Origin of the sequence: Sphingobium sp. CFD-1 (assembly GCF_024611115.1) — a bacterium.
Taxonomy (GTDB): Bacteria; Pseudomonadota; Alphaproteobacteria; order Sphingomonadales; family Sphingomonadaceae; genus Sphingobium; species Sphingobium baderi_A.
Map to the genome: position 1 here is coordinate 842,188 of NZ_CP084398.1, position 12,629 is coordinate 854,816.

Consider the following 12,629-nt stretch of genomic DNA (forward strand, 5'->3'; position numbering starts at 1 on the left):
TATCGTTTCGAGATCGTAACGATAGGAGAAGGAGCTTGAGCCGGCATTATGACGCGGTGATCGTGGGTGGCGGGCATAATGGGCTGGTCTGCGCCTTTTATCTGGCGCGGGCGGGGTATCGCGTCCGCATCCTGGAGCGGCGCGCCATCGTGGGCGGGGCGGCGGTGACGGAGGCGTTCCATCCCGGCTTCCGCAATTCGACGGCCAGCTATACCGTCAGCCTGCTGCATCCCAAGATCATCCGCGACATGAAGCTGGCCGACCATGGCTATCGCGTGATCGAGCGGCCGATCAGCAATTTCCTACCGCAACCCGATGGCGGATACCTGAAATTGGGCGGCGGGCTGGCGAGGACGCAGGCGGAGTTCCGCAAATTCAGCGCGAAGGATGCCGACGCGCTGCCTGCTTATTACGAGGCGCTGGACGTCGTGGCGGATGTGCTGCGCGACATGACGCTGAAGGCGCCGCCCAATGTGGGGGATGGATTTGCCACGCTGATCGAGGCGGTGAAGCAGGGGCGGCGCGTCGCGGGTCTTTCCATCGAGCGGCAGCGCGACGTGCTGGACCTGTTCGCCAAATCGGCGCGGACGTTTCTCGATTCATGGTTCGAGAGCGAGGCGGTGAAGGCGGCTTTCGGCTTCGACGCGGTGGTGGGCCATTATGCGTCGCCCGATACGCCGGGAAGCGCCTATGTGCTGCTGCATCACGTGTTTGGCGAGGTGAACGGAAAGAAGGGCGCATGGGGGCATAGCGTCGGCGGCATGGGGGCGATCACGCAGGCGATGGCGAAGGTCGTGAGCGCCATGGGCGTGGAGATCAGCCTGGAAGCGCCGGTCGACCGGGTGCTGGTGGATGGCGGGCGCGCGGTCGGCGTGCGGTTGGAAAGCGGGGAGGAAGTGACGGGCCGCACCGTCATCGCCAATGTGGGGCCGAAGCTGCTCTATGAGTGGATGATGGACGCGGGCGATCTGCCCGCCGATTTCGTGAGGCGCATCCGGGCGTTCAAGACGGGATCGGGCACGTTCCGCATGAATGTGGCGCTGTCGGCGCTGCCGGATTTCGCCTGTCTGCCGGGCGAAGGCGAGCATCACCAGTCGGGGATCATCATCGCGCCGACGCTGGATTATATGGACCGGGCTTTTCTGGACGCGAAACGGGACGGGTGGTCGAAGCAGCCCATCGTGGAGATGCTGATCCCGTCCACCATCGACGACAGCCTCGCGCCGCCAGGTCGCCATGTGGCGAGCCTGTTCTGCCAGCAGTTCGCGCCGGTCCTGCCCGATGGCCGCAACTGGGACGATGAGCGGGAAGCGGCGGCGGACGCGATCATCGCGACGGTGGAGGATCATGCGCCCGGTTTCGCGAAAAGCGTGATCGCGCGACAGATTCATTCTCCGCTCGATCTGGAGCGGAAATTCGGGTTGGCCGGCGGCGACATCATGCATGGCAATATGACGCTGGACCAGCTTTGGGCGGCGCGGCCGGTGCTAGGGCATGGCGCGTATCGCGGGCCGATCAAAGGGCTTTATATGTGCGGGGCGGGAACGCATCCGGGCGGCGGCGTGACGGGCGCGCCGGGGCATAATGCAGCGCGGGCGGTGCTGAAGGACCGGGCGGTCCTGGGGAGATGGCTGGGGCGGGGGTAGCGTTTGTCCCGCTATCCGTTCGTGTTGAAATCGAGACATGATGGCAAGGCGTCGGCGCGTCTCGACTTCACTCGACACGAACGGAGGTTTTTGGCCAGTTCAGTGGGACAAGCGCTGGCCTCGCCTGTTCGCGCATAAGCGGGTGACTGGATCGCCCTGGAGTATGTCCGGTTGAAATTGTGCTCCTGCGAAGGCGGGAGCCCAAGTCCGCCGCCTGATCTGTGCTGCTGCCTTCAGAAGCATATCGGAATTGCATTGCGACCGGGTGGTTTGAGGGTGGCGGACAGGGTTCGTCGAACCGCTTCCCCTTTTCCATCATCCCCATCAAGCCATGGAGGCGGGCCGCCACGCCGAAAGATTTCCCTATAACGTGTATTTCAGTTGCATGTTTTGTTGCGCCTATATAGATGCATTTCTTATACATGATTGGAGTCGCGGCGATGACAGGATCGCAAGCCGGATTGGGGATGGACGACAGCGGGCTGGGTCAACTGGTTGACGCATTCTATGCGCGGATTCGCCAGGATGAGGCGCTGGGGCCGATCTTCAACGATGCGGTGGATGACTGGCCGGAGCATATCGGGAAGCTGACGGATTTCTGGTCGTCGGTCATGCTGGGGAGCGGGCGCTACAAGGGGCAGCCGGTCCCGGCGCACAGGAAACATCGCGACCGCATCAGCCCCGCTTTGTTCGACCGCTGGCTGGCGCTTTGGGCGCGGACGACCGACGAGATGATGTTGCCCGAGGTCGCCAGCGCCTTGCAGGAGAAGGCGGGCCGGATTGCCGAAAGCCTGCAACTGGCGCTGTTCTTCCGGCTGGACGGGGCAGTCCGGTCATGAGCAGGGACGCCGGGCCGGGGGCAAAGGCGCCGCTTCCCTATCGCTCAACGCCGGTTTTCGATTCTGACAGCCTGCCGGATGCCCTGCGGAACCGTCATGCGACGAAGGCGGGCGTCTGGGGCGTGATCCGGGTGATCGAGGGGCGGCTGCGGCTGACCTGCCTGGACCCTTTTTCCGAACATATGCTGGACCCGGACCATGCGGGGATGTTGCAGCCCGAACAGGCGCATTTCGTCACGCCGGAAGGGGCGATGCAGATGCAGATTGATTTCTACGACCAGCCGCCCGGCGGCTGACCCTTTCTTTCCTTTCCCGATTCAGACCAGAGGAGATTTTGATGTCGCAGACGTTGAGCGAGCAGACCATTGCGCTGGTGAAAGCCACCATTCCGGCGCTGGAGGCGCATGGGCTGGACATTGTGCATGAAATGTATGCGCGCATGTTCCAGAACCCGGAAATCCGCGATCTGTTCAATCAGTCGCACCATGGCGATGCCGGATCGCAGCCGCGCGCTCTGACCGGCGCGATCCTGGCCTATGCCAGCAATATCGAGAATCTGGGCGCGCTGGCCCCGGCGGTCGAACGCATCGCGCAGAAACATGTCGGCTTGCAGATATTGCCGGAACATTATCCCCATGTCGCCGACGCGCTGCTGGGCGCGATCAAGGCAGTGCTGGGCGATGCCGCGACCGACGATATTCTGGCGGCGTGGGGCGAAGCATATTGGTTCCTCGCCAATATCCTGATCGCGCGGGAAAAGCGCGTCTATGGCGAGCAGCAGGAAGCGCAGGGCGGCTGGAACGGCTGGCGCGCGTTCCGCGTCGAAAAGGTGATCCGCGAAAGCAGCGTCATCCGGTCTTTCGTGCTGCGTCCCGTCGATGGCGGGCGTGTGATGCGGCATAAACCGGGCCAGTATCTGACCTTCTGGTTCGAGATACCCGGCCATCCGCCGGTCAAGCGCAACTATTCCATTTCGGGGGAGGCCAATGACGAAACCTATCGCATTTCGGTGAAGCGCGAGCCGCAGGGGTTGGCGTCCGGGTGGCTGCACGATCATGCCGCCGAGGGGACGATCCTGAAGGTCGCGCCGCCCGCGGGCGAGTTCTTCCTGGGCGAGCAGCCCGAACGCCCGGTGGTGCTGCTGTCGGGCGGCGTCGGGTTGACGCCGATGGTCGCCATGCTGGAAACGATCGCTTCGCGCCATCCGCAGCTTCCCACATGGTATGTCCATGGCACGCACGACCGCGACACCCATGCGATGCGCGATCATGTCCGCGCGCTGGCGGCGAAGGGAAGCGCGATCAGCGTGGCCGACTTCCATCAGACGCCGCTGGCCGACGAGGTGGCAGGCCGGGATTATGACCATGCGGGCATCATCACCGACGAATGGCTGATCGCGAACACGCCGGTCGGGGATGCGGACTATTATATTTGCGGTCCGCGCCCCTTCCTGCGCGCGGCGGTTTCGGCTCTGTCGCTGGCTGGCGTGGAAGCGGGACGCATCCATTATGAATTTTTCGGGCCGGCGGACGAATTGCTCGCCGCATAGGGAAGGTCCGGCATGATCGGCGTCATCCTTGCCCGTATCGGAAGCGGGCAGGGATGACGCAAAATTTTTGCGCTTATCCATAAATATTTTGCTCTGTAGTTCAGCCATGGCTCGCGACTATTGAGCGCAGCCGAATCCAAGGGAGGAAAAGCCCACGGTCGGTGGCGGTCGTGACAATCCCGATCGTCAGGTGGTGTCACGGGTTGCCCCAAATGAAGTCTGCGACAATTCGCGGCATCGGCCTGCCGCTGCCTTCCCTGACGGTCGATCCGCAAAAGCTGCTCTTTTCCTTGAGCAGCTTCATCGCCGCCGCCATCACCCTGGCCATTGCTTTCAGCGCCAGCCTGCCCCGGCCATGGTGGGCGCTGCTGACGGTCTATGTCACGGCGCAGCCCATGGCGGGGGCGTTCCGGCCCAAGGTGCTCTATCGGCTGGGCGGCATCGCGGTGGGCGCGGGGGTGACGATCCTGTTGGTGCCCAATCTTCAGAACTCGCCGGAACTGCTGGTGCTGTGCCTGGCGTCGTGGACGGGGCTGTGCATCTATCTGGCGGTGCTGGACCGCACGCCGCGCGCTTTCCTGTTCCAGATGGCGGCGTTCAGCTCGGCGGTCATCAGCTTTCCCTATCTGGACGACCCCGCGAACATCTTCGACACGACCATCGCCCGCGTGCAGGAGATGACGGTCGCGATCCTGTGCGTCACCGCCGTCCATGCGCTGTTGCAGCCGTGGAGCGCGACGCCGGTCATCCGCGCGCGGGCGCAATCCTTTCTGGGTCATGCCCGGCGCTGGGCGGCCGAAGCCATCGGCAGCCGTCACACGCGGCTGGAGAATGAGCACCGGCGGATGCTGGCCGCCGACATCACCGAATTGGGGATGATCGCGGTGCATCTGCCCTTCGACCAGCGCTGGGCGCCCGCGACGAAAAGGCGGGTGACGGCGTTGCAGCAGCAGCTTGCGCGCATATTGCCCCTGGCCTCCGCCGCCGCGAACCGGCTGGACCTGCTGCGGGCGCAGGGGGCGCTGTCGCCGGAGCTTGCAAGCCTGCTGGACGATGTGTCGGATTGGCTGATCGACCCCGAAAGCGGCGTGCATCAGTCCGCGCCGCTGATCCGCCGGTGCGAGCGGATGGCGGCGGAAGGAGAGGCGGGGGCCGGGTGGAGCGGGCTGCTGACCGCCAGCGCCTGCGTCAGGATGGCGGAGTTCCTGACGGCGCTCGCCACGAGCCGCAGGCTGGCCGGGCGGATCGGATCGCCGGGCCGTCCCCGGCTGGAAGCGCGGGTCGCGCAGCCCTTTGCATTGGCGCGCGATCATGGGGTGGCGGCGCTGGCGGGCCTCGCGACGGCGAGCGCCATCGGGCTTTACTGCGCGGTCTGGATATTGCTGGCATGGCCCAACGGGTCGGCGACGGCGGCCTTCGCGGCGCTCATCACCTGTTCGTTCGCGGCGCAGGACGATCCCGCACCTGTGATCGGCCGCTATCTGTGGGCGACGCTCAAGACATTTCCGGTCGCGGCGCTCTACCTCTTCGTCATCCTGCCGCGCGTCGACGGGTTCGAGATGCTCATCATCACGCTGGCGCCCGCCTTGCTGTGGATGGGCTATATTCAGGCGGACCCGGCGCGGTCGCCCCAGGCGCTGCCGATGTTTTCCTGCTTCATCGTCGCCATGGGATTTCTGGCGCGGTTCCAGGGGGATTTCGCGCTGTTCATCAATACCGGGCTGGCGCAGCTGGGCGGGATCGTCGCGACGCTGGCCGTCACGAAGATGTTCCGGTCCGCCAATGTGCTGCACACGGCGCGGCGGATATTGCGCGCCAACTGGGCGGAGCTAGCGCAGCTTGCCGACATCCGGCGGCCTTTCCTGCCGGAGAGGTGGACGGCGCAGGCGGTCGACCGGCTGGGGCAGGTCGCGGCGCGCATGGCGGTCGCGCCGGAGGGGGATGCGCTGCACGCTGCCGATGGCCTCGCGGACCTGCGGATCGGGCGCAACATCATCCCGATCCGCCGGGCTTTGCCGCACGTTCCGCATGATGCGCGGCATCGGCTGGGCGCGGTGCTTTCCGGCCTGTCCGCCTTCTATTCAAGCAGATGGCGCAGGGGACGGGCCGATCCGCCGCCCGCCGAAATGCTTCGGTCGATAGATCAGGCGCTCCATGCCCTGCTCGCGCTGCCGCTGGACGAGCCGCGCCGCCGGGCGCTGCGGGCGCTCATCGGGATGCGGTGCAACCTGTTCCCGGCGGCGGACGCTCCGACGGTGGAGGGGCGGGGATGATCGAGGAAGTGCATCTGCTGGGCGTCTATATGCCCGCCGCGCTGCTGTGGGCGGTGCTGGCGGCGGTGCTCGTCTACTTGCTGCGCGTGCCGATCCAGCGGCTGCCGGGATATAGCTTGCTTTGGCGCCTGCTCTGGCACCCCAGCCTGCTCGAACTCGCGCTTTTCGTCCTGCTGTGGTGGGGGCTGAGCGCCTTCGCCGACCGTTTCCTTCATGAATGGCTGCTTTCCTGACCATGCTTCAACGCCATAATCTTCTGCGTTCGATTGCGACGCTCCTTGTCCTGATCGTCATCCTTGCCGCCATCTATGCGCTGTGGCTGCGCTATCAGGTCGAGCCCGTGACGCGCGACGGCAAGGTGCGCGCCGATATGGTGCCGGTGGCCGCCGATGTGAGCGGCCTCGTCACCGACGTGCGCGTGGCCGACAATCAGGCGGTGAAGAAGGGCGAGGTGCTGTTCGTGATCGACCGGCCCCGTTACCGGCTGGCGCTGGAACAGGCGGAGGCGGCGATTGCGAGCGACCGGGTCGCGCTGGCGCAGGCCGTGCGGGAGGACCGCCGCAACCGCGCCATGCCCGATGTGATCGCGGCGGAAGCCATCGAACAGGGACGGGCGCGGGCGGAGGGGCTGCGGGCCTCATTGGGACAGGCGGTTGCGGCACGCGACCTCGCCCGGTTCAATCTGGAACGCACGCTCGTGCGCGCGCCGGTGGATGGGACGATCTCCAACCTTTCCTTGCAGCCGGGCGTCTATCTGACGGCGGGGAAGGCGGCGCTGGCGCTGGTCTATAACCGATCCATGCGGGTGGAAGGCTATTTCGAGGAAACCAAATTGCCCGCCATTCGCGTGGGCGACCGGGCCAGCATCTACCTGATGGGCGTGGCGGACGAGATTGGCGGTCATGTCCAGAGCATCGCTGGCGGCGTGGAGGATCGGGAAAGGGCGGGGGTCGATGGGCAGTTGGCCAACGTCAATCCCTCCTTCACATGGGTGCGGCTGGCGCAGCGGATCCCGGTGCGGATCGCCATCGACAAGGTGCCCGCCCATGTCCGCATGATCCCCGGCCAGACCGCCACGGTCGTCATCCACCCCCGCGAGGATGGCCGCGAAGTGCATCGGAGCCTGCCATGGTGAGAGGGGGTGAGAGGCGCTTTCTGGCGTTGGCGGCGATCGCGTGGCTGGGCGGATGCGCGACGGTCGGACCGGATTACCGGGTGCCTGAAAGCGCGAAGGTCAAGGCGGCGCAGGCGCAGGGGGCTTTCCGGTCGGAGTCGGCGGCGGTGACGGCGCAGCCGCTGCCCGATCATTGGTGGAAGCTCTATGACGATCCGGTGCTGGACGGGCTGATCGCGCAGGCTTTGGCCGCCAATACCGATTTGCGGGTGGCGGAGGCCAATCTGGAGCGCAGCCTGGCTTTGCTGGACGAGCGCGGAGCGGGGCGCGAAGTGCAGGGCCAGGCGAGCGGCGAGACGAGTTGGGCGCAGCGTTCGGCGGAGGCCGAGTTGCAGCATGTGAAGCCCCCGGTGCGGCAAATCTACAATGCGGGCGTGTCGGTCAGCTATGACCTTGACCTGTTCGGCGGCATCCGGCGCGGGATCGAGGCGGCGAGCGCGGACACCGAAGCGGCGGTCGCGGCGCGCGATCTGGTGCGGGTGAATGTCGCGGCGGAAACGGCTCGCGCCTATGCCGATATCTGCAATGGAGGCTACCGGATCGACGTGCTGGGCCGCGCTGTCGCGGTGCAGGAGCGGGGGGTGCGGCTGACCCGGACGCTGATCGCGCATGGCCGTGCCGCCGCCTTCGAACTGGACCGGCGCGAGGGATTGCTGGAGGCGGCGAAGGCGCGGCTGCCGCGGCTGGCGGCGGGGCGGCGCAATGCGGTTTTCCGGTTGGCGGCGGTGACGGGGCGGACGCCGGGGGAGGCGGATATGGCGCTGTTGCAATGCCGTCAGCCATTGACGCTGGCGCAGCCTGTTCCGGTGGGCGATGGCGGCGCGCTGCTGCGGCGGAGGCCCGATATTCGCGTGGCGGAACGGCATCTGGCGGCGACGAGCGCGCGGATCGGCGTGGCGACGGCGGCGCTGTATCCCGACATCCGGCTGGGGGCTTCGCTGGGATCGACGGGCGCGGCGGCGGACATGTTCTCGCCGCTCACCAACCGGTTCGCGTTGGGGCCGCTCATTGGCTGGACGCTCAATCGTCATGCGGCGCGGGCGCGGATCGCCGCGGCGCAGGCGCAGAGCCGCGCCGATCTCGCCGCATTCGATGGCGCGGTGCTGAAGGCGCTGCGGGAAGTGGAGACGGCGCTCACCAGCTATGCGGCAGGGCTGGAACAGCAGGAGGGGCTGGAGCGCGCGCTGGAGGATGCCCGGCGCGTGGCGGGGCGAACGGCGCAGCTTCGCCGGGGCGGGAAGATCGGAGAACTCCCCGCGCTGGAGGCGGAGAGGGATCTGGTCGCGGCGGAACAGGCGGCGGCGGAGGGGCGGGCGGCCATCAATGACGACCAGATCGCGCTGTTCCTGGCTTTGGGCGGCGGATGGACGCCGGAGGCGCGTGCAGAGTGAAGCGGCAGGTGTTTTCCGCTATCATGCAGCAGGAAAATGAATATAATTTCCATTTGAAATGAAAGAATTTGCCTGATGGACATAAGCGTCGCCCGCACATTCCTGGAGGTGGTGAAAACCGGCAGCTTCGTGAGCGCGGCGGCCAATCTCAACCTGACGCAGACGGCGGTGAGCGCGCGCATCCGGGTGCTGGAGGAGCAGCTCGACCGCCCCCTGTTCATCCGGAACAAGGCAGGGGCCAAGCTGACACCGGCGGGCGAACAGTTTCTGCGTTTTGCGACCACATTGGTGCAGGTCTGGGAACGGGCGCGCCGCGCCGTGGCCCTGCCGCCGGGGCGGGAAACGGTGGTGACGATCGGCGCGGAACTCAGCCTGTGGAGTCCGCTGTTGCGGCACTGGTTGCTGTGGATGCGGCGGGAATGTCCCGAAATCGCGGTGTCGACGCAGATCGCGGCGTCGGATCGCCTGATGGAGCAGGTGCAGGATGGATCGCTGGATGTGGCCGTGCTCTATGCCGCCCCCAGCCGCCCCGGCGTGATCGCGGAGCTGTTGTTCGAGGAGAAGCTGGTGCTGGTGAGGACGACGCCCGCCAGCCGCCCGCTCGGTCCCGAGGACCATGTGCAGATCGACTGGGGGGAGGAGTTCGCCGCCAGCTATCAGGCGGCTTTCCCCGATCAGCCCAATGCGGTGATGTCGATCGGCTATGGGCCGTTGGCGCTGGACTATATTCTGGCGACGGGCGGCAGCGGCTATTTCCGCAAGGGGTTCATCCGATCCTATCTGGAGGAGGGGCGGCTGGCGCTGGTGCCCGACAGCCCGGAATTTTCCTATTCCGCTTATGTCGTCCATTCCACCAAGGCCGATCCCGGCGTGATGGACAGGATACGCAGCGGCCTGCGCGCGGCGGCGGCGATTTCGGCATGACGCAGGAGCCTGCCTCGCCCCCATGCTATGCGGCGGAGGCGGACGACGCCTATATGGGCTATGCCGGGCGGGAGGAGATCGTGGCGGCGCTCAACATATTGCTGGAGGCGGAGCGGGCGGGCGCGCGGGTCGCGCTGGTGGCGGCGAAACATGGGCCGGAACCGGATTATGCGGAGCTTATGCGGGATGTGCGCGGTGACGAGGCGCGCTGGTGCGCCATGCTGTCGCGGCATCTGAAGCGCCTGGACGCCGTGCCATCGCGCAGGACGGGCGACTTTTACGGCAAGGCGATGGCGATTGCGGAGCCGTGGGAGCGGCTCGCTTTCCTCAATCGCGGGCAGTCGTGGGTAGTGCGGAAGCTGGAGGCGCTGATGCCGCGTATTCGCGATGAGAGGCTGCACGCGGATTTGCGCGCCATGCTGGAAAGCCACCGGGCCAATATCGAGCGGGCAGACGTGCTGCTCGATAGCGGGAAAGGTGGCGCCTGACAGGCTTTAGGACAGGCCGATGCCGAGCGGGGACTGCTGGGCCATCAGCCGCCGCATCGCCGCCTTGTCGGTGAGCAGGTCGGCGATGCTGTAGGTGTCGAACACGGCCAGCATGGCCTGAACCCCCTTGGCGAGCACGCCCGTCAGGCCGCAGGCGGGGGCAAGCGAACAGCCGGAACATTCCGCGAGCTGGAACCCTTCCTCGGTCCGGCGGACGACTTCCCCCACGCTGATGTCCTGCGGCGGGCGGGCAAGGCGCATTCCGCCGCTGCGCCCCCTGATGGTTTCCACGAACCCTTCATGGGCGAGCGCGTTCGCCACCTTCATCAGATGGTTGTGGGAAATGCCATAGGCGCGGGAAATCTCGCCGATCGAGCAAAGCCGCTCATCGTGCAAGGCCAGGTGGATGAGCACCCGCAGCGAAAAATCGGTATAGCGTGTCAGCCGCATGCGCGCCTTTTAGCGCGTCGGGGCGCTAAATACATGTATAATGATGGCATCTTGGCAACGCGGCGATACGCGCCGGATGTTCAGGGCGTGGCGGGCCTTTCCGGGCGGCCGATGAAACGCTTTCGTCCGGTTTCCGCCAGCCGATGGGCGCTGCGGGCCTTGAGGAGATCCTGCCGCGAGAGGATGCCGAGCACGCGGCGGCTGTCGGGATCGACGATGGGTATCCGGCCGATGCCCGATTCGATGATGAGGTCCGCCACCACGCCGCTGGGCGTATCGGGATAGGCGACGGGCTGGGCGGCGTCGGATATGGCGTCGGCGAGGGAAACGGTGCCGCCATTCGCTTCCATCTGCCAGCGCAGGGCATCGGTCCGCGATACCAGGCCCAGCAGGCGTCCTTCGGGATCGACCACGGGATAGCTGCGGTGGATGGCGTCGGCCGCGAAGAAGGACACCGCCTGCGCGATGGTCATGGACCCCGGCAGGGTCGCGGGATCGCGGGTCATCAACTGTCCGGCTTGCAGCAGGTCGAGCGGGTCCACCGTATATTCCTGAAGGATGTGACGCCCGCGCCGCGCGATCTTTTCGGTCAAGATGGACCGGCGCATCAGCAGCACGCTGACGGCACAGGCAGCGCCCGCCGCCGCGACGGTGCAGGGGATCGCTTCGAAATGGCCGGTCAGTTCGACCGCGAAGATCGCGCCGGTCATGGGCGCGCGCATCGCGCCGCTCATGATGCCGGCCATGCCGATCATCGCCCAGAAGCCGGGATCGCCGGGCAGGAACTGTCCCATGAGGAAGCCCGCCGCGCCACCAAGGATAAGAAGGGGCGCGAGAACCCCGCCCGAAGTGCCCGATCCCAGCGCGACGAGCCATACGACGCCCTTCACGACCAGCAGGGCGGCGACCACCCTGAGCGGGAGGGAAGCGGCAAGCAGCGCCTCTATGCTGGCATAGCCCGCGCCCAGCACATGCGCGTCGATCAGGCCGCCAAAGCCCACCACGACCGCACCGATGGCGGGCCACCACATCCAGTGGACGGGGAGCCGGTGAAACAGATCTTCGATCCGGTAGAGGGCGGTCGACAGGAATGTCGCTTCCAGGCCGACGACGATCCCGATGCCCGCCGCCGCCAGCAGATCCCAGGACGATCCTGGCAACGCCAGCGCAGTCGCGAACATGGGGCCGGACCCGATAAGGAAAGGCCGCCATGCGAAGGAGACCAGCGCCGCGACCACCACGGGCACGAAGCTGCGCGGCTTCCATTCGAAGAGCAGCACTTCCACCGCCAGAAGGATGGCGGCGAGCGGGGTTCCGAAGATCGCCGTCATGCCCGCCGCCGCGCCCGCGACCAGCAATGTCTTGCGTTCGGCCGCGCTCAGGTGGAAGCATTGGGCGAAGAGGGAGCCGATGGCGCCGCCCGTCATGATGATCGGCCCTTCCGCGCCGAAGGGACCGCCGCTGCCGATGGAAATAGCCGAAGACAGGGGCTTGAGCAGGGCGACCTTCACCGAAAGACGGCTTTCGCCGAACAGGATCGTTTCGATGGCTTCGGGGATGCCGTGGCCGCGGATCTTGTCGGAGCCGAAGCGCGCCATCAGCCCGACGATCAGGCTGCCGACGATGGGGATCAGCACCACCAGGAAGCCGACCGAGGCTTCGGTGATCGCCGCGCTGTCGGCGGACAGGCGGCCGAACCAGAAGAGGTTGGTGGCGATGGCGATCAGCTTGACCAATATCCACGCGCCCATCGCGCCTCCCGTGCCGACGATAACGGCCATCAGCGCGAGCAGCGCCATGCGGCGATCCACGCTATGATCGGCCAGTTGATGTGTTTCGGCGGCGCGCGTTGGCGTAAGGGACATGCGGAATGGCGCTCTCTAGCAAGGTTGAGG

At 66.3% G+C, this 12,629-nt stretch carries 12 protein-coding genes; 10 read left to right on the forward strand and 2 right to left on the reverse strand.

All coding sequences use genetic code 11. The annotated features are described in order from the left end of the window. Window positions 1-35 precede the first annotated feature (35 nt). The 10 genes from LDB26_RS04175 (at window position 36) to LDB26_RS04220 (ending at window position 10,284) form a co-directional block, all read left to right on the forward strand. Window positions 36-1,646, forward strand: coding sequence for an NAD(P)/FAD-dependent oxidoreductase (locus LDB26_RS04175; protein ID WP_257540530.1), 1,611 nt, complete (start codon window positions 36-38; stop codon window positions 1,644-1,646). A gap of 440 nt (window positions 1,647-2,086) precedes the next feature. Beyond that, window positions 2,087-2,485, forward strand: a complete 399-nt coding sequence (locus tag LDB26_RS04180) for a group III truncated hemoglobin (protein ID WP_062068652.1) — start codon at window positions 2,087-2,089, stop codon at window positions 2,483-2,485. Beyond that, window positions 2,482-2,781, forward strand: coding sequence for a DUF1971 domain-containing protein (locus tag LDB26_RS04185; RefSeq protein ID WP_257540532.1), 300 nt, complete (start codon window positions 2,482-2,484; stop codon window positions 2,779-2,781). Before LDB26_RS04180 ends, LDB26_RS04185 begins: the two co-directional genes overlap by 4 nt. Before the next feature lie 41 nt (window positions 2,782-2,822). Then, window positions 2,823-4,034: an NO-inducible flavohemoprotein gene (hmpA, locus tag LDB26_RS04190; protein WP_062064375.1), complete on the forward strand. Its 1,212-nt coding sequence runs from the start codon at window positions 2,823-2,825 to the stop codon at window positions 4,032-4,034. 212 nt (window positions 4,035-4,246) lie between these two features. Next, window positions 4,247-6,307: an FUSC family protein gene (locus tag LDB26_RS04195; RefSeq protein ID WP_257540534.1), complete on the forward strand. Its 2,061-nt coding sequence runs from the start codon at window positions 4,247-4,249 to the stop codon at window positions 6,305-6,307. After that, the gene (locus LDB26_RS04200) at window positions 6,304-6,540 is read left to right on the forward strand and encodes a DUF1656 domain-containing protein (protein WP_062064379.1); all 237 of its coding nucleotides are present in this window, start codon (window positions 6,304-6,306) and stop codon (window positions 6,538-6,540) included. The genes LDB26_RS04195 and LDB26_RS04200 overlap by 4 nt, the downstream gene beginning before the upstream one ends. 2 nt (window positions 6,541-6,542) lie before the next feature. Continuing rightward, window positions 6,543-7,442 carry an efflux RND transporter periplasmic adaptor subunit gene (locus LDB26_RS04205; RefSeq protein ID WP_257540536.1) on the forward strand — a complete coding sequence of 300 codons (900 nt, stop codon included), beginning with the start codon at window positions 6,543-6,545 and terminating at the stop codon, window positions 7,440-7,442. Then, window positions 7,436-8,872, forward strand: coding sequence for an efflux transporter outer membrane subunit (locus LDB26_RS04210; RefSeq protein WP_257540538.1), 1,437 nt, complete (start codon window positions 7,436-7,438; stop codon window positions 8,870-8,872). The genes LDB26_RS04205 and LDB26_RS04210 overlap by 7 nt, the downstream gene beginning before the upstream one ends. Window positions 8,873-8,947: 75 nt before the next feature. Next, window positions 8,948-9,796 (forward strand): LysR family transcriptional regulator, encoded by an 849-nt coding sequence (locus LDB26_RS04215; protein WP_257540540.1) that lies wholly within the window; start codon window positions 8,948-8,950, stop codon window positions 9,794-9,796. Next, window positions 9,793-10,284, forward strand: coding sequence for a DUF6306 domain-containing protein (locus LDB26_RS04220; RefSeq protein WP_257540543.1), 492 nt, complete (start codon window positions 9,793-9,795; stop codon window positions 10,282-10,284). The genes LDB26_RS04215 and LDB26_RS04220 overlap by 4 nt, the downstream gene beginning before the upstream one ends. Before the next feature lie 6 nt (window positions 10,285-10,290). Here LDB26_RS04220 and LDB26_RS04225 read toward each other — a convergent pair whose 3' ends face one another. Together LDB26_RS04225 and LDB26_RS04230 are read right to left on the reverse strand one after the other, a co-directional pair. Then, window positions 10,291-10,734 (reverse strand): Rrf2 family transcriptional regulator, encoded by a 444-nt coding sequence (locus LDB26_RS04225; RefSeq protein ID WP_062064385.1) that lies wholly within the window; start codon window positions 10,732-10,734, stop codon window positions 10,291-10,293. Window positions 10,735-10,814: 80 nt separating this feature from the next. After that, window positions 10,815-12,599 carry a chloride channel protein gene (locus LDB26_RS04230; RefSeq protein WP_257540545.1) on the reverse strand — a complete coding sequence of 595 codons (1,785 nt, stop codon included), beginning with the start codon at window positions 12,597-12,599 and terminating at the stop codon, window positions 10,815-10,817. Between the last annotated feature and the right edge of the window lie 30 nt (window positions 12,600-12,629).